The organism is Neokomagataea tanensis (genome assembly GCF_006542335.1).
GTDB classification, from domain to species: domain Bacteria; phylum Pseudomonadota; class Alphaproteobacteria; order Acetobacterales; family Acetobacteraceae; genus Gluconobacter; species Gluconobacter tanensis.
On sequence record NZ_CP032485.1, the window covers coordinates 2,137,256 to 2,154,670 of the forward strand.

Genomic DNA, 17,415 nt, shown 5'->3' on the forward strand with positions numbered 1-17,415 from the left:
GCTTTGTTGTGATTTTCAATAATCGTCAGCAAAGCCGTTTAATTATAGAATTATTTCAAATATTGTTTTCCAATTACCTAAATTACTGCCTGATTTTACATTTATAGAGCCGCCATGCCCTAAAATTATCTGCCTTGATAAGGTTAGGCCTATTCCGTTCCCGCTGTTTTTAAATGTAATAAAAGGCTGAAATATTTTTTGAATATTGTTTTTGTCTATCCCAGATCCGTTATCTTTTATATAAATGATAGCATGGCTCTTATTGGCTGTTATAGAGACTTCTACTTTTGGGTTTTCGTTGAATAGTGCAGCTTCAGCTGCATTATTAAGGATATTCATTAAGGCTTGTTCAAGTTGTGATTGGTCTGCTCTAAGATTTACACTCCTATCAGAGATCACGCTGCTCAACGAAACCTTATCTTCCCACCGGGCATTAAAGATTTTTTGTGCTTCGTTAACTAATTGGACCAAATCTAAAGGCTGCATGTTAGGGGCAGGTAGTTTTGCTAAATTGCGATAGCCTTGTACGAAGCAGTCTAACCCTTCGGCTCGACGTTTTATGGTCGAAACAGCTTCACTAATCATTTCTTGATTTTCGAGAGAATAGGGTTCGAGCAATAAATCTTCAGCGCTAGATGAAAGAGACGTGATTGGGGTCAGAGAATTCATGATTTCATGACTCAAAATATGTAAAACGTCGCGCAGGGCTTGGGCTTCAGCAGCGTTTAGGCCAGCCTCGATGTCTGTCAATGCAAGGTAATGCGCGATGCCTCCTATTTGATTGCCCGTGCTCATTGATAAGGAATACAAACGTGATGTGCCATCATGTGCAGATTGAAGGCGCAGCATTTGGGAAGCCGTTTTCTGTGGGGAATTTAGGGCATTTACCAATGACGGGGGAGGGGCGATTATTTTTCCGTCAGTAGAAAACATTTGCCGGGCCGAACGATTGGCAGCAAAAATATAACCCTCAACTGTTTTGAACAAGAGGGGTACGGGAACGTGGTCAAGAAGCGCCTTGTTTCGGGCGCTTTCTTTATTGATGGGATCTATTTTTGATGTTTCGTATCGCCTTTCAATTTTCTTTTGAAGAAGCAAACTATCGGAAACGATGGAGCATACCAGTCCCAAGGCCGTAAAAATTAAGATTATCTGAGAAGCGTATAAATGTAACCTTTCGGCGAAAACGAAAGCAATTGAGCACGATATTAAAAAAATTAATTTCAGTATTGTTATATAAATCATATTAAAGGCCATACCGTGCCATTCTTCTGTAAAGAGCTGGCCGTGTTAAGCCAAGTTCTTGCGCAGCATGTGTAACATTAAAGCTATTTTTTTTAAGGGTTTCTTCTATCAGGAAACGCTCGTTATCTTTTAGTGTATTGATCCGCGGTGCATCAGTATTCTTTTTTGTATGTGGAGCTATCCAAGCTCCGTGCAACACAATTTTTTCAATCGCGGCTTTAAGGGAATTTACACCATGAGGCCAGAGGGTCGTTTTTAGAATTAAAAAATGCTCTTGATCCAGTGCAGGCTCGGGGAGGCCGTGCCTATTTGCGTAATAATGTAAATAAAATTGTGTGAGTGATTCTATATCTTCAGATCTCTTTTCAAGACTGGGTATTTCAATGACAGCTGAATCCAAACGAAGCATAAGTTTTGGTAATATATAGTTTGAAATTTCGTTATAACTTTTTGACGTTGTGGCTATTAACCTAATAAAATTATTTTCGTCTAATTTTTGCAATAACTTAGATTGTGTATTTTTATGGAGCAATTCTATATTCTCACACAAAAATGTATTTGTTTGCTGGGATAGGTCTTCGTCATAATTCAACAATAGAGCTGTTCCATTGTCTTTTGATAGTGTGTGGATACGCTTTGCTAAAGTCTTTTTGCCTGATCCAGCCGGTCCGCACAGAAGAACTGATGCAAGTGTTGGGGCGAGCTTATCAATTTTCGCAATTATTTCGTGGGTTGCCGGAGACGATGCGATGAAAATAGATTCATTTTCGTTTTTCTCCGGTTCAGAGGTCGAAGTAAGAATTTTCTGGACTAAGGCAACAAGGCGATTGTTATTCCAAGGCTTCATGACAAAGTCTTTTGCGCCCGCCCGCATGGCTTCGACCGCAATCGTGATGCCGCTATGGCCTGTGACGACAACAACCGGCATAGTGGGTTTGCAGAGAAGTATTTCTTTTAAAAGTACGATCCCTTCGGTGCCTGATCTGGCGCCTAGGCTGTAGTTTAAATCCAAAAGAACTAAATCTATTTGGTGCGTAGAGAGATAAGTAAGCGCCGAAGTGGTGTCCCCAGCAACTAATAGTTTGATTCCCTCACGGCGGAAAAGAAGCCGGGCAGCGGTTTGAATGTCCGTATCATCATCCACAAAAAGCACTGTTTTTTCGTGAGAGGATGAAGATAAATTCGATTCGCTTTGCAAGACGTTCATTCCGTGTGTTGACATTCGGGTTTCTGGTGTCCGTTTTTGTACAGATCGTCCGCAAGCGAACGGTTGGATAGCTTCTTTCTAAAAATACTGTTTATTTTCAGTTGGTTAGAAAGTTATGTTTTTATAATACACTGTTTGCCATGAGGAGAAACAGTGTATGAATCATCCTTCGGCTAACGACACGCACCCGCTTGGGCAGCCTGCTAGTATTTCTGGTGTAGGCATGGACCGTGCTGTTACTCCGTCCGGTCGTAAAAAGGTTTTGCGTCATGTGGTGCGTTATGGTGCGCCGGTAGCTTTAGTTCTTGTGGCAGTGGGGGCTTGGAGGGTTGTGCCTGCCTCAGGGACGCTATCAGTATCGCGTGACCAACTTCAGGTGGTGACGGTACGTTCTGCCCCTTTTCTTGACTATTTGCCTGTACGCGCAACGGTTGCGCCCCTCAACGTGACTTTTGTTGATGCAGTGCAAGGTGGAGAAGTTTTGCAACTGATTGCACGCGATGGTGCGTTGGTGAAAGAAGGAGATGTGCTGGCAAAGCTGACAAATCCTCAGCTTCAGCTTGATGTCACATCGCGTGAGGCACAGATCGCAAGTCAACTAGGTTCGGTCAGTGCGCAACAACTCGCCTTACAGCAAAGCCGCACTGCCGAAGAAACACAAATGGCTGAGGCACGCTACAATCTGCTGAAAGCACAGCGTGAATTATCCATTCGTGAGCAATTGCACGGTCAAGGCTTTGAGTCCGACGCGAACGTGCAATCCTACCGCGACGAAAGCGATTACTACGAGCAGCGTTTGAAGCGTCTTAATAGTGCGCGCGCACAGGATATGGATGTTTTTGCCCGTCAAGAACAAGAAATTGTGCAGGAAGCTGAAAGACTGCGCTCAAATTTGTCCGTGGTGCGTGACAGCCTCAATTCGCTTGTCTTGCGAGCGCCAGTGGCAGGACGGGTGACAAATTTTGAACTCCAACCAGGGCAATCTCTAAAGGCGGGTGACAAAATTGCCCAGATCGATAGCGAAGGCCAATATCGACTTGATGCTGATATTGACGAGTTTTACCTAGGCCGAGTTGCGGTCGGTGAGCGCGCCACAGCAAGTTTTGGTGATGTTTCTATCCCGATGACGGTCTCACGGGTCCATCCACAAGTGACGAATGGACAGTTCCGGGCAGAGCTTACATTTGACAAACAACCATCCGGCGATTTGCGACGTGGTGAAAGCGTCGACGTGCGACTGACATTAGGTGAAACACATACTGCGCTCGTTTTACCAAACGGGGCGTGGATGGAAGCTACAGGCGGCACCTCTGTATTTGTCGAGAACGCTGGAAGCCGTGGTGCTGAACGGATCACTGTAACATCTGGCCGGCGGAACCCGGAACAAGTGGAAATCACGAGCGGCGTGCATGAAGGTGATCGTGTAATCGTGTCTTCATATAACAGCTATAAAAACTTCAACCATCTCTCAATTCACTAAAATAGGAATATTAGCGATGCTTATTCAACTTTCAAATATTCAGCGTTTGTATCGTTCGGACGAAGTAGAAACGACAGCTCTACACGAAATCAATTTGGGTATTGAGGCCGGTGAGTTTGTTGCCATTATGGGGCCATCCGGCTGTGGAAAATCGACTTTATTAAATATTCTGGGAACGATTGATCGACCGAGTGCAGGGCAGTACCGCTTTTCTGAACATGATTTGACAGCGATGAACGAAGTGGCGTTAGCGCAGTTTCGTCGTGAAAATTTAGGGTATGTCTTTCAGAGCTTTAATTTGATCGATGAGTTGACCATTGAGGAAAATATTGATCTCGCCTTAGTTTACCGAAAAATACCTAAAGCAGAACGCAAGGATCGTGTAGCAGCGGCCATGGATCACGTTGGGATAGCTCACCGTGCGAGGCATTATCCGTCTCAGCTTTCAGGTGGTCAGCAGCAACGTGCTGCTATTGCTCGAGCCATTGTGGGCAAACCACGTTTGATCCTTGCTGACGAACCAACCGGGAATTTGGACACGGAAAACGGTGCGCAGGTCATGGATATGCTCCAGCGACTGAACGATGACGGCGCGACCATCGTAATGGTAACGCACTCTCCATCCCATGCAGATTTAGCAAAGCGCAGGATTGATATGCTGGATGGTCAGGTAGTGGTGTCCGTGCGTAATGCGCTCTAACAAAAGGGAACTACCATGTTGGGCACAATTACGCGCAATGTAGTGCGTCAAGCGCAGCGGCACCCACTTTATGTGGGATTGAACGTGTTTGGTTTGGCGCTCGGCATAGGTGTGTTTCTTACGCTCCTTTTGCTCGTGCGGTTCGAATACAGCTATAATTCCGGCCTCGCGGACGTGGATCGCCTGTTCAGGCTCGACGCTATTGCTAGCAATCCCGGCACCGAAACACGCGAATATGCCAGTACGACATTTTATGCACTGCCATTTCTCAGGCAGGATTTTCCTAATATCGAAAACAGCGTTCGCATTGAAGAAGGCTCTTTTCAGGTACGTTTGAACGGTACCCTTGTCCCATTTTGGGGGGCCTTCGTTGATCCGTCCATTATGGACGTTTTTGGCCTTCGACTGACTCATGGTTTGCCGAATGCGCTGGATCGTCCTGACGGGATCGTATTATCGGAAAATGCGGCAAAACGAATTTTCGGTACGTCAGATGTCGTAGGGCGTATCGTTACGGTAGATATCGAAGGCCAGATGAGTCGTCATAGTATTACGGCCGTCACAGACGGCGTAGTAGGCCCGAACTTTCTAAGCAACTTCGAAATGATGATTCCCATTTCGACGGAACATGAAAAGAGCAGTAATTGCTATTCACGATGGGGCAGCGATTGCGGTAACATTTATTTAAAACTTAAAAATGTTCACGATCAAGCATCTATCCAGACGCATCTGCGTGATTTCGTCATGCACCGAGCCGCGGGAGATAACGATATCGGGCTTGGACCGCATCCTGAGAAAACATATGCGTTGACTCTGGCCCCCCTGCGTAATGAGCGCTTCTATGACGCGCATGTCTTAGCGTCATATGACGGTGTGGAGCGCAGTGTCATTGACGGAATTGGCCTTGTCGGACTGCTGGCATTGGCTCTAGCCTGCGCCAATGCCATAAACTTGGCCACTGCACGCTCCGTGCTGCGTGCAAGAGAAGTTGCAATCCGTAAGACCCTTGGTGGCACGCGTAAGGTGCTGTTGGTACAGTTCATTGGTGAGTCACTGGTCCTGACACTTGTTGCGGGTTTAGTGGGGATCGCTTTGTGCGAACTTCTGGTGCCCGTGATCGCCAGCCTAACGGGCGAAAACATCACAATGTCCTATGGCTTCGTATTTGTTGTTCTGCTTATCGTTATTCTCGGGTGCGGCCTGTCGAGTGGACTTTATCCTGCCTTGATTTTGTCCGGGTATCGACCCGCTCGTGTGCTGGCCGCAGCTAGAATGCCATCCGGGGGGAGGATGGCTGCTCGCTTACGCGATGGTCTTATCATCGGGCAATTCGCAATCGCGATCACGATTATCATTGGTATGCTCGTCATCCATCAGCAGACCGAGTTTTTGAAACGCGCGGATCAAGGGTTTATGCGGTCGGGTCTCCTGATCGGACCAGAAATTCCGTCGGAAGATGTCACAACGCAGCAGCGGATGCATGATCGCCTTGCTTCCGTTCCCGGTGTTTGGGCTGTGACCTATGGCATGCTCGCACCCCGTCCAGACAGTAAGAACCAGACCACATTTACCTATGATAGTTCCAGTGGACCGGTGCGGGTCCAACTGCTGCGTGATATAGGCGATGCCAATTATCTTCGGGTCTATCAGCCCCGCATGCTAGCAGGACGGTGGTTCGATGTGTCACGGGGGCAGGACAGTCGACCAGATTATAAAAAGACACCCACGGCCACGACCCACATCATTCTTAATCAGACAGCGGCGACGCGTTTCGGTTTTGCAAGCCCTGCCGACGCCATCAGCAAGGTCATCAAAGACGGAGACCAGCCCTCGACCATCATTGGTGTCATGGCGAATATGCGTTTCGAATCCCCTCGTCAGTCTGTTTATCCTGAAATCATAACTTTTAATCCTTATCTGGCCACGCCGTTTTCACAGCCGATCCCGGCTGTCCGATTTTCTGGTGTGCCTACCCCGGAAATGGAACGCCGCCTGGAGCTAGCCTGGTCAAGTGTTCTGCCTGACGTTGCTGGCCACTTTCAGACAGCCGATGCACGGCTGGAAAAATTCTATCGCGGTGACGAGCAACGTGAACGCATCTTCACTCTCGGAGCTGTCGCTGCGGTCGCTATCGCAGCGCTTGGCCTTTATGGGCTCTCCGCCTTTGCCGCCGCACGACGTGTGCATGAAGTGGGCATCCGCAAGACGCTGGGTGCAACGAGTTTGCAGGTTATGGTGCTTTTGCTGCGGGACTTCCTTCGGCCCGTCATGATTGCATCCCTCATCGCCTGTCCAATTGCCTGGATCATCATGCGAGACTGGCTTTCAGCATTCGATGAACGGATTTCGCTTGGACCGATGTCCTTCATCATTGCTGTTGGCGGAGCGCTGATAATTGCGGGATTAACCGTGCTTGGACAGACGATCCATCTCGCACGTGCTGAACCAGCGCGTGCTTTGAGGGCGGAGTGAATATTATGCGCAGCGCATATTATATTTTTTCGTTGGCGCTTTTAAGTGCTGTGTCTTCTCTCCATGCTCAGACGCTGAATGAGGCACTTGAGATGGCGTATAAGAGCAACCCGACCCTACAAGGGGAGCGCGCGAACCAGCGTGCTGTAACGGAAAATTCGGCTCAAGCACGTTCTGGTTGGCGCCCAACGGTAACCATCAATATGGACGCGACTTACCAACAAAGCCCGTATACAGGCACATCCACGCTAAGGTCTTACACATCCAATAGCGCCGAGGGGTATATTCAGGCCAAGCAAACCCTTTATTCCTTCGGGCATGTGGCCAACCAAGTTAAAGCAGCAGACGCGCGGTCCCGTGCGGAAATTAAAGCCCTTCAGCAAACAGAAAATCAGGTTTTTACCAGCACTATTTCAGCTTACATGGATGTGTTGCGGGATCGGGCTATTCTTGATGTCCGTAAGGCTGATTTGGAGATGCTCAAACGGCAGGTTCAGCTGACGACATCACGTTATAATCTTGGCGGTATTCCGGCTGAGCAAGTGACGAAAACCGATGTGGAACAGGCGCAAGCGCGGCTACATTCGGCAGAAGTTGGCCTGAACCAAGCACGTGCAACGCTTGCATCTTCTGAAGCATTGTTTCGCACGGTTATTGGCGCAGAGCCGGAGGCTTTGACCATGCCCGACGGCCTGCCGGGGCTACCCGCAGATTTGGGTCATGCTCTAAAAGAGGCGCTGGCTCTTAGCCCGCAACTTGCGCAATCGCTGGAGAATAAAGCGGCGGCTGACGCGGATATTGACACGGCACGTTCCCAATGGGGCCCCAAATTCAAGCACAAGGCACTTTTGGCACCATTGGCCCCGCTTCTCCGTTCCGTGGGCAGCAATATGGGGAGCAGATGTCAGGAACAGTGGCGTTGGTGCAGCCGCTTTATAATGGGGATTTGTATAATTCGCAGATAAGGCAGGCGCGAGACAAGGACGAGCAGGCGCGCCATGCGGTGGAATTGGCGCGGCGTACGGTTTTGCAAAATGTCGCGTCGAGCTGGAGTGCTGTTGAAAACGGCCTGCAAGCGATTACGGCGGGTACGGCTGAGGTACATTCGGGTGAGACGACGCTGAAGGGTTATCAGCTTGAATATGGATATGGTCTGCGTAGCACGACTGATGTGCTTTATGCGGATCAGAACTTGCGTGAGGCGCAGGTTGAGCTGGCGTCCAGTCAGCATGACACAATTGTTGCGGAAGCGAACCTTTTGGCATCTATGGGCCGCCTGCAAGCCCAACAGCTCTTTGCCAATAACCACGATACGCATGGTGAAGATGCGCTCCAGCACGCGCGGCGGCGCGGTTGGGAGCCTTTGCAGGCTCCTATTTCTGCCCTTGATCAAGCGGGTTGGTGAGGAGCGCACGTGGTGTTTACAGCAATTTTCGAGGGTGTTTACCGTACGCTGACCCATCAAAAGCGTTATGCCGCGATTAATATTGTAGGGTTAGCGCTGGGTGTGGCCGTGTTCGTCGTGATGGCGCTGATTGTGCGTTATCAGCTGTCTTATAACCAATATTACCCAGAAATGAGCGATGTCTATCGTGCTGATGAGGCTTTTCGCATGATGGGGAATGCACCGTTTGAAGCAAAGATGACTAGTTTTGTCGGTGCGCCGTTCCTGAAGCAGGATTTTGCCGGGATTTCGGATGTCGTGCGGGTCTGGGATGGGCGGGACATGACGCTGCGGCAGGGCGGAGATGTGCAGGGAGAAAATGGGGTTATAGCGGACCCGAATATATTCTCGTTTTTCAAGGTGCCGGTGATTGCAGGCGACCGGGCGCGTGCGCTGGAGCGGGCGGACGCGGTGGCTATACCTGCTTCGATTGCGCGTAAGTATTTCGGGACAGAGCAAGCACTGGGACGCGTTTTGACGGATGAGAAGACCGGGACGGCGTATACGGTGACGCTTGTTTATGCTGACCCACCACCAAATACGGACGTCAAGTTTGGAATTATTCGTGCAGCGACTAGGTCGACTGGTGGCGATGAAATGACGCAATGGGGAGTGATGTCTGGGGAGTTGTATGTCCGCATTCCAGATGCACAGGCCGTTGCAGAAATCCAGAGCGGGTTGGATGATTATCCATTGAGGCATCGGGGTGAGTTAACTGCCGAAATGATTAGGCTATACCTCGGGAAAACGGCACCAAAGCTTGTGCCGTTCGAGGGCCTGCATTTTTATGATGCGACAATCGGGCAGGGCGGAGAGGACCAGCGGCTTGTCTATATTTTGGGGTTTATCGGCATCGCCGCGCTGGCGATTTCATACGTAAATTATATTAATCTGGCCACGGCGCGGGTTGGAGAACGGGCGCGTGAAGTGGCGATGCGGAAGGTTCTCGGTGTTACGCGGGGGGCGTTGATCCGGCAGTTTATTGCTGAGGCTGTTGGGCTTTCGCTTGTGGCAGGCTTTTTAGGGTTGGCGCTGGCGGAAGTCTCGCTACGGTTCGTTAATGCGCAAGGCGGCTGGCAGATTGCGTTTGATCTTTGGTTCGTCGTGCCTGTTGCGTTCGGGGTTGCGGCGCTGGCTGGGATGTTGGCTGGGGTTTATCCGGCTTTTGTTCTTTCAGGTTATCGGGCAGCATCTGTTTTAGCGTCAAGCAAGATGCCTTCGGGCGGGCGGTTGGCTGGTCGGCTGCGCAATGGGCTTGTTGTGGCGCAATTTACATTCGCGACGGGGCTTGCGATTTGCGCACTCATCATGGGTCAGCAGGCAGCTTATGTGCAGTCGCTCGCGCAGAAGGCAAATCCGGACGAGATCGTGGTGGTGTATCAACCCAAAACCGGTGGAGAGGCTGCGTTACAGCAGGCTTTTGCGTCGGTTCCCGGGGCGGTGGCCGTAGGACGTAGTAACCTTTGGCCACATCATCGCAATATAAATCGGACGTACGAACGTAAGGGCGTTTCGGGCCAAAAACTCTTGTCGGTTGGGTATGTCTCGCCGGAGTATCAGGCGATTTATGGCATCAAAATCTTGGCTGGACGTTGGTTCGATCCGGCACGGGCGATGGATTTTGTAGGGGCGAACAAAGAAGATACCGAGGAAGGCGATGCGCGCATGGGTGAGAATGTGGTCATCAGCGCGCAGGCGGCACGCATGCTTGGCTTTACACGGCCAGAAGAGGCGGTTGGGCAAGTGATTCATGAGAATGATGAAAATGCCGATTTATTAGTCAGTGGGGTGACGACCGACATACGGCTCAGTGGACCGTCCCAAGCGTTACAAGGGATCATTCTTTTCGGGTTGCACACAACGCATCCGCAGAGTGATGACATGGAATGGCAGGTGCGCGTTCATGGGGTGACGGCAGTGCAGGCTCGGGAGCGGGTTCAGGACGCCTGGCGCCATGTGCGGCCGAATGATGCGTTTAACCCGGTACTGGTGTCTGATATCCAATCGAAAGAATATCGGGAGAGCGACAATCTGTCACGTATTTTTGGGGTAGGGGCCGGGGTGTCCATCCTGATCGCGTGCCTTGGGTTGTTTGGGCTTTCTGTCTTTACGCTGGCACGTCGTGCCCATGAGATTGGTATTCGCAAGGTTTTGGGTGCTGCGCAGAAGGATATTTTCGCGCTGCTTGGTCGGGAGTTTCTTGGCCCAGTTATTTTAGCGAGTGCCGTGGCTTGGCCTCTGTCGTTCGTCGTGATGTGGCGCTGGCTTGCGGGCTTTAACGAGAGGGTTGGGCTGGGGGCGATGCCATTTGTCCTTGTAACGGCGCTGGCACTCATCATCGCCGGGGGGACAGTTTTGGTACAGGCTAAACGGGCATCTCGGCAGCCTCCTGCGGCAGCTTTGCATCGGTAATTTTGTGAAAAATTGGATTGGCCTGTTGGCAAAGGAAGAGAACGATGTTGAGTGCCGTTTTTAAGAGTGTGTACCGCACATTAATGCATCAAAAGCGTTATGCCGCGATTAATATTTTGGGCCTCGCTTTAGGTGTATCTGTATTCCTCGTGATGGCGCTGATTGTGCATTATGAGGGGAGTTATGATGTCAGTTTGCCGCATGCGGAGCAGATTTATCAGGTCGATGAAATTTCTAACGTGCCGCAGCAAGCGGTCGAGGAATCTTCTTATGTGAGTTTTGTCCCGTTTCCCTTTTTGAAGCAGGATTTTCCTGAAATAAAAGCAGCAGTCTATGCAATGCAGATTCCTTTGACGGTACGTTCAGGGGAGGAGATTGGGCAAGAAAAAGTCACTTTGACGGATAAAGATTTCTTTTCCGTTTTTGACCTTAATTTGCTGGTGGGGGACAAGAATACTGCTTTGGACGGCCCCGGCAAGGTGGTGATTTCTCAAGACATGGCGCGCAAATATTTTGGCACGACCAATGCGTTGGGCAAAACAGTGCGCATTGATAATGGAAAGACTGATGCCGTTGTGTCGGGAGTGTTGGCGACGCCGCCTGCCAACCGCACCATGAGTTTTGATTTTATTGAACTCACACCAACCGCATGGTTTTCACAAATGGCGTTTACAAATTGGGGTTCTGGTTGGGGAACACTGTGGGTGCGTCTTGTGCATCCGCAGGATCAAGCGCGGGTTGATGAAGGTTTAAAGCATTATGTCCCGCGCCATCCAGGAAACTGGACGGCCGGAATGATCAAAGAATCATTTGGAGACGGTAATTTAGAGCTTATTCCGCTCCCAAAAGTTCATTTTCATAATGCGGCGATTGGTGAAGGCGGAAATAGCCAATCTCTGGTTCATATTTTGGGGCTGATCGGTTGCGCGGCCTTAGCGACAGCGGTGATTAATTATGTGAATTTAGCGACATCCCGCTCGGTTTTGCGTGCGCGTGAAGTGGCGATGCGCAAGGTTCTGGGAGCCACGCGCGGGGCGTTAGTTCTGCAATTCATGTGTGAGGCACTGGTTTTGGTCTTAATTGCGGTGGCCATCAGTGCGGCCATGACCGAAATGGCGTTGCATTGGGTGAATGCGTGGGGTGGCTGGGCCTTGTGGATGGATTGGCCGTTTATTTTGCCGATGTTGGCAGTGGTTGTTTTGGTCACAACAATTATTGCAGGGTTTTATCCGGCGATTGTTTTGTCGGGTTACAGGCCGTCTTTGGTGTTAGCAAGCAGCAAGACGCCGTCTGGCGGGCGGTTGGAAAGTGCTGTGCGCTCTGCGCTGGTGGTTGGGCAGTTTGGTTTTGCCTTGGTGCTGGGTATTTGCACGATGGTGATGCTCTCCCAAGCGTCTTACATAGAGCATATGGACCAAGGGTTACCGCGCGATGGGCTGATTGTCATTCATTCGTTGATTAATCAAGATCTTAAACCGAGACAAAAAGAAATCATAACGCGACTGGCGGCTGTGCCGGGGGTTACGGTTGCGACGCGCACTGACATTTATCCGCATAATCTTGTAAATAATATGGATTGGGTGCTGACGGGGCATGTTGATAAGCATAATATGGGATACGGTAGTGCGACTATTGGGTATTTTGAGGCTTTAAACGCGCATCTACTTGCGGGACGTTTTTTTGATACGCAACATGGGATGGATTATTCCGTTACGACGCCAGACTCTCAGGCTGCCGAATGGAATGTGATTATATCACGCCGTGCGGCTAAGGACTTTGGTTTTTCGACACCAGAACAAGCTATTGGAGCCAGTATTCACTCTGTCTTTAATGGCACGAATGGCCACATGCACCATATTATTGGTGTTGTAGAAGATATTCAGTTTCGTTCTGCACAAAGTCGTATGCCTGCAGTTGTGTACTTTGGAACGAATGATCCTTTGGACTATGCTGGGGCTATTATCCGGTATAATCACACGCCTCAAAACGTGATGATGGATCGTTTAAAAGCGGCATGGCGTGAGGTTGCGCCGGATGCAGGGTTTTCAGCGGAGAGTGTAGCCGATATTTTCGCGGCAGATGCTGCGCCAGATAGAAACCGCGGTAATCTCTTTGCTATTGGTGCGAGCGTGGCGATTGGTATTGCTTGTCTCGGACTTTACGGGCTCTCGTCTTTCTACGTTTTTCGTAGGCAGCAGGAGATTGGTATTCGTAAAGTGTTAGGTGCAAGCCAAAAAGATATTATTCATAAGTTAATGTTTGATTTTTTAAAGCCTATTTTCATAGCAACATTAATCGCGTGGCCTATATCATTGGTGTTAATGGGAGAGTGGCTATCGCTGTTTTCAAATAGAATAAATCTTAGTTTTAGACCCTTTGTTGAAATAACGTTTTTGACTTTTTTGATTGCAATTTTGACTATCTTTGTACAAGTTTTTCGTGCGGCACGCCAAACTCCGAGCGAAATATTGTCGGTTGATCGATAATTAAATGCGGACTCTACCCTTTGTGTTTTCGGCGAGCGCAAAGGGCGGAGTTGTAAAAATAAGTAGCTCCTCTTAAAATTTCTCTATGACTTACCGTTCAGTTACACCTCATTTTGGCTTCTATGAAAACGAAACGTCCATCACTTACATTTTGTCTACTGGGGCAGGTGGACAGAATGTCAATAAAGTGGCGACAGCAGCCCAATTGCGGTTTAATGTTCACATGGCCAAGGGGTTATCAGACCGTGTGAAACAGCGGTTACTCGAAGTTGCAGGTAGTCGGGTTACGGTAAATGGTGAAATAGTTCTCACGGGCCGTCGTTTCCGCTCTCAAGTCCGGAATAAAGAAGATGTGTTGGAGCGCCTAGCCTCGTTAATTGTGGAAGCTGCACAGAAGAGGGAGTTTAGAGTGCCAACTCGCCCGACGAAAGGATCTCGGCAGAGGCGCTTAGAAGGAAAAACGCATCGCTCGGCAGTAAAAAAGAACAGGCGTTTTCGCTTCGATGAGTAGGTGCATTTGCATGCTTAGAGGGGCATGCAAATGCACGATAAAATACTGCTCAGGAGGGGGCAAAGCCTTGTACGCCAAGCTGAAGTACAAATAAGGAGCCTGCAGCACACATAAACAAGTGATCTCGTTTCGGGCCACCAAATGTTAGATTTGAGCAGCCCTGCGGCAGGCGGATACGCCCAATCAGTTTGCCGGAAGGGTTAAATACGAGTACTCCGCACATTCCGAGCGGGCCAGAAGCTCCACACCATAAATTGCCGAAAACGTCAGCGCGCAGGCCGTCAGGGTGTAGTTGTATGTTGCCGACCTTCATATCCGCAAAAATTCGGCCATTGCTGAGAGAGCCATCGTTCACGTCATAGACGTGTATGGCCTGATCGCCGCCGATTTTTTGTCCAGGGCCCTTAGCAGTCGATGCAATATAAAGTTTCTTGTAATCTGTTGAAAAGCATAGGCCGTTTGGATCGAGTAAGTCTTTTTCAAACAAAACGGCCTTTAATGTGCCGTCTGGGGCTATTCTAAATACGTGGTCCTGTTGCCGCTTGGTGCCGCCGATTTCGCCGGTTAATTCGCGGCCAATTTTCCAGCGGATAGTGCCGTCCGGATTGGTTGGGCCGCCAGGTTCATCGGCGTGACCTTCTGTGATGTTGGTGCCATAGCCGGGGTCAGTAAACCAAAGGCTGCCGTCAGGATGTGGGACGATGTCGTTAGGAGAGTTCAGGCCTTTGCCTTCAAAGCTATCGGCCAAGACTTTCGTACTGCCGTCATGTTCCCACCGTACGACGCGCCTGAAGAAATCTTCGCATCCGACTAATCGGCCGTCGAAATCAAAACAATTGCCGTTAACAGCGTAGCCGTCGGGTCTGAAATCGGTGATTTCCCCTGTTTCCCATGTATAGCGAAGAATGCGAGATTGTATGACGTCGCTAATGAGTAAAAAACGACCTTCGCTACTCCAAGCAGGCCCTTCTAGCCAGCCGCCTTTGTCCCAAACGCGTCGGATGGGAGCCGCGAAATAGGTTAAATCGCGGAATGACGGGTCAATAGCAATTACGTCAGGGTCAGGAAGGTAACTCGGCCCGGCTTTTGGCCCCCATTCACGCGGAGGAGAAGTTACTACGCTCGGTGGATCGACGATTTCATCATTTTTGGCAGCTTTTGCAGATGATGCCACAGCCAGACATGTCGCGCCCAAGGCTGTTGAAAATACAGAGCGTCTAGTAAGGAGGGCGGTAGGCTTATGAGAGTTGATTGGTGTATCTTGTTTTGAGCGTGCCATCGACGATCTCCAATTGAGGGAGGTATCTTTAAAAAAGATTATATCTTTTACAAATCAAATATTTGTGGAGATAGTTCCCGATAAATTGGAGTAGCTTGGCGAAATGTATTTTTCAAAATTACAATAAAATGAACGTTACATAATAAAACGCTCGGAACATGGGTGTTTCCGAGCGCAGAAATTTTGACAAATTAGCGATTGTGGCCCAGCCCTAATGAGGGATGGGCCATATATCTTACGGGTTGGTGGCGGATTGTGGTGCTCCAGCGGCTGGCGTGGTGTATGCGCCGATGAAGTTTTTCACAATCGGGGTTCCATTTCCTACGGTGTAGTTAAAGTAGGCATTACCTGATTGCTTGGGTTGGCTGTTCGTAACAACGCCATTGTATCCAGGGATGCTGCGATGGAAGGCTGCATTAGCACTGCTTGTGGCAAGTGATTGTTTGTGCCCAAGCTGGTAAATGTAGGAGTTCAGATTGCCTTGCCGACCAGACTTCTCGACTAAAAGCGCTACGACGGATGAGAATTCTGGAGATGCTACAGAAGTTCCAATCAAGCCAGATGGCTGGCCTTGAATATAGACAACGACTGAAGAGCGTTCAGAATTTCCATTACCTTCTGCTGCGGTGTTGCCACCGTTGCAAGGCGTCTCTGCTAGGCCCGGGCATCCGCCCACTTGCATGCCGATATCTGGCAAGGCGCGGTTGGATGTCGATCCTGTGTTGATGCCAATACCGCTTTGATAGCTTGGTGCCGCGAAAATGGTGGATACGCCACCGCCTGCGCCCCAGTATCCGCCGGAAGCATTAGCGCCGACGCTATCAGGATCGTATGGGCTTTCTGGGTCTGCGTAAGCATTTTCGCGTAGGTAAGCAGAACTCAGCGAGCCTGTAGAGGAAGCCGTGACGAGGTTTGTACCACCCACGGCCGTGACATTTGGGTCAGCCGCGGGGGTAGAAACGCTTGGCACAAACTGACCGTTCTCACCGTTTAGGTAGGCAAGGTTGGGGCATTCCAAACCTGACTCATCACCTGACGATGCCAAAAAGGTTATTCCTTGTGCATTTCCTTGTAGGAAGAGCTCGTGCTCAAGGTTGAGCGTCTGTGTTTGGTCTACACCCTCGTTGTAAGCCGCTGTGTAGAACAGTTCGCAACCACCGAACGAAGAGGACACAACATCGGCTTTGTTGTCATTGATAATTTTGGTGTAACCGTCAATGATGTGTGTGTCAGATAAGTCAGGCACGGTGTAGAGTATTACGTTGGCTCCAGGGGCGCCGCCGAGTGCTTGTTGAACGTCGAGCGAGGCTTCATCAAGGGCTGAACTGCTGGTTGTTGCCCCGCCATCAACGGCAACGCGGCCAGCAAGTTTTGGGTTAGCTGAGAGGCCGGCTTTTTCTTTAAATTTTTCATGTGTGAACATTGCTTCGATGTCACTGTCCAACACGTCAGATGACATCAAAATAGCTATTGTTGCGCCTCGTCCGTCCAGCTTTTGTACGCCATTACGCGTTTGCGCCGTTGCGTTATACGCAGGATAGCCATAGGCCTGCTTGAGGTCCGTAAACCAATAAGTACCGGTTGTGGAGTAACGATTGAGGGGATTATTTACACTCGCGGGTAATTTCACATGTTGCAGGAAAGGATGTGCAACATGTTCATGAGCGCTCAAACCTGTGAGAATTGCGCCATCTCCTAGGTCTGTAGGTAATGATGGCTTTTGGGCAGTGTAAAGGTGCGTTTGCCCGGAACTGAGTGTTTTCACCTTTAATGAGGTGGCCAAAGTTGAGCTAACGTGAGCGGCACGGCCTGTGATGTGGAAAGTACGTCCCTCTTGCTCAACGTTGAAACCACGCGCAAGCAAAGCGGCTTTTGCTTTTGCAAGACTATAAGGGGAGGGACCAAAGCGCTCTAAAACTTCAGATGGCTTGAGCCAGTGGTGATATTCAGGTGAGGATGGATCATGTAATTTTTGCACAAGTGCGGAGAGACCTGCAGAATCTCTAAGGGGGAGCGTAACATCGAAATGCACAGCAGCATTAGCTGGTGCAACCTCTGATGTTTTCAGGTCTGTTCCGACCGAAGCAGCGCAAGCACAATGCACACCCGCTCCGATTAGTCCAACATATGCGAGGAAGTTACGAAAGGCTTTTTGCATTGGTGCCTCTTTCCGATTGGA

The 17,415-nt window shown here is 49.7% G+C and carries 12 protein-coding genes; 8 read left to right on the top strand and 4 right to left on the bottom strand.

The window, feature by feature from the left end:
* Nucleotides 1-42: 42 nt before the first annotated feature.
* Nucleotides 43-1,257 (bottom strand): sensor histidine kinase, encoded by a 1,215-nt coding sequence (locus D5366_RS09685; RefSeq protein ID WP_141493376.1) that lies wholly within the window; start codon nt 1,255-1,257, stop codon nt 43-45.
* The gene (locus tag D5366_RS09690; RefSeq protein WP_240775239.1) at nt 1,247-2,467 is read right to left on the bottom strand and encodes a sigma-54-dependent transcriptional regulator; all 1,221 of its coding nucleotides are present in this window, start codon (nt 2,465-2,467) and stop codon (nt 1,247-1,249) included. Before D5366_RS09690 ends, D5366_RS09685 begins: the two co-directional genes overlap by 11 nt.
* A 142-nt stretch (nt 2,468-2,609) precedes the next feature.
* Between D5366_RS09690 and D5366_RS09695 the strand changes: the two genes are divergently transcribed.
* The 8 genes from D5366_RS09695 to arfB all read left to right on the top strand — a co-directional run bounded on the left by D5366_RS09695 (nt 2,610) and on the right by arfB (nt 13,957).
* On the top strand, nt 2,610-3,932 hold the full coding sequence (locus D5366_RS09695) for an efflux RND transporter periplasmic adaptor subunit (protein ID WP_240775240.1): 1,323 nt from the start codon (nt 2,610-2,612) through the stop codon (nt 3,930-3,932).
* Nucleotides 3,933-3,948: 16 nt separating this feature from the next.
* Nucleotides 3,949-4,632 (top strand): ABC transporter ATP-binding protein, encoded by a 684-nt coding sequence (locus tag D5366_RS09700; RefSeq protein ID WP_141493378.1) that lies wholly within the window; start codon nt 3,949-3,951, stop codon nt 4,630-4,632.
* A gap of 15 nt (nt 4,633-4,647) precedes the next feature.
* Nucleotides 4,648-7,104, top strand: a complete 2,457-nt coding sequence (locus D5366_RS09705; RefSeq protein WP_141493380.1) for an ABC transporter permease — start codon at nt 4,648-4,650, stop codon at nt 7,102-7,104.
* A gap of 5 nt (nt 7,105-7,109) precedes the next feature.
* A complete protein-coding gene (locus D5366_RS09710; protein WP_240775241.1) occupies nt 7,110-8,069 on the top strand; it encodes a TolC family protein in 960 nt (319 codons plus the stop codon).
* Nucleotides 7,961-8,509, top strand: coding sequence for a TolC family protein (locus tag D5366_RS12045; protein WP_240775412.1), 549 nt, complete (start codon nt 7,961-7,963; stop codon nt 8,507-8,509). The genes D5366_RS09710 and D5366_RS12045 overlap by 109 nt, the downstream gene beginning before the upstream one ends.
* A 9-nt stretch (nt 8,510-8,518) precedes the next feature.
* On the top strand, nt 8,519-10,960 hold the full coding sequence (locus D5366_RS09715; RefSeq protein ID WP_141493381.1) for an FtsX-like permease family protein: 2,442 nt from the start codon (nt 8,519-8,521) through the stop codon (nt 10,958-10,960).
* 44 nt (nt 10,961-11,004) lie between these two features.
* On the top strand, nt 11,005-13,446 hold the full coding sequence (locus D5366_RS09720) for an ABC transporter permease (protein ID WP_141493383.1): 2,442 nt from the start codon (nt 11,005-11,007) through the stop codon (nt 13,444-13,446).
* An 85-nt stretch (nt 13,447-13,531) separates the two neighbouring features.
* Complete coding sequence (arfB, locus tag D5366_RS09725) at nt 13,532-13,957, top strand: alternative ribosome rescue aminoacyl-tRNA hydrolase ArfB (protein ID WP_141493385.1); 426 nt, start codon at nt 13,532-13,534, stop codon at nt 13,955-13,957.
* A gap of 49 nt (nt 13,958-14,006) precedes the next feature.
* Here the strand turns inward: arfB and D5366_RS09730 are convergent, their stop codons facing one another.
* Together D5366_RS09730 and D5366_RS09735 are read right to left on the bottom strand one after the other, a co-directional pair.
* Nucleotides 14,007-15,236: an SMP-30/gluconolactonase/LRE family protein gene (locus D5366_RS09730; RefSeq protein WP_141493387.1), complete on the bottom strand. Its 1,230-nt coding sequence runs from the start codon at nt 15,234-15,236 to the stop codon at nt 14,007-14,009.
* Nucleotides 15,237-15,471: 235 nt separating this feature from the next.
* Nucleotides 15,472-17,394, bottom strand: coding sequence for a S53 family peptidase (locus D5366_RS09735; protein WP_141493389.1), 1,923 nt, complete (start codon nt 17,392-17,394; stop codon nt 15,472-15,474).
* Between the last annotated feature and the right edge of the window lie 21 nt (nt 17,395-17,415).

What these genes read in the sequence shown, in the direction of transcription:
- D5366_RS09720 (WP_141493383.1), top strand. Translation starts at nt 11,005, where the DNA reads ATGTTGAGTGCCGTTTTTAAGAGTGTGTACCGCACATTAATGCATCAA.
- D5366_RS09705 (WP_141493380.1), top strand. Translation starts at nt 4,648, where the DNA reads ATGTTGGGCACAATTACGCGCAATGTAGTGCGTCAAGCGCAGCGGCAC.
- D5366_RS09690 (WP_240775239.1), bottom strand. Translation starts at nt 2,467, where the DNA reads ATGTCAACACACGGAATGAACGTCTTGCAAAGCGAATCGAATTTATCT.
- D5366_RS09710 (WP_240775241.1), top strand. Translation starts at nt 7,110, where the DNA reads ATGCGCAGCGCATATTATATTTTTTCGTTGGCGCTTTTAAGTGCTGTG.
- D5366_RS09700 (WP_141493378.1), top strand. Translation starts at nt 3,949, where the DNA reads ATGCTTATTCAACTTTCAAATATTCAGCGTTTGTATCGTTCGGACGAA.
- D5366_RS09730 (WP_141493387.1), bottom strand. Translation starts at nt 15,236, where the DNA reads ATGGCACGCTCAAAACAAGATACACCAATCAACTCTCATAAGCCTACC.
- D5366_RS09685 (WP_141493376.1), bottom strand. Translation starts at nt 1,257, where the DNA reads ATGGCCTTTAATATGATTTATATAACAATACTGAAATTAATTTTTTTA.
- D5366_RS09735 (WP_141493389.1), bottom strand. Translation starts at nt 17,394, where the DNA reads ATGCAAAAAGCCTTTCGTAACTTCCTCGCATATGTTGGACTAATCGGA.
- D5366_RS09695 (WP_240775240.1), top strand. Translation starts at nt 2,610, where the DNA reads ATGAATCATCCTTCGGCTAACGACACGCACCCGCTTGGGCAGCCTGCT.
- arfB (WP_141493385.1), top strand. Translation starts at nt 13,532, where the DNA reads ATGACTTACCGTTCAGTTACACCTCATTTTGGCTTCTATGAAAACGAA.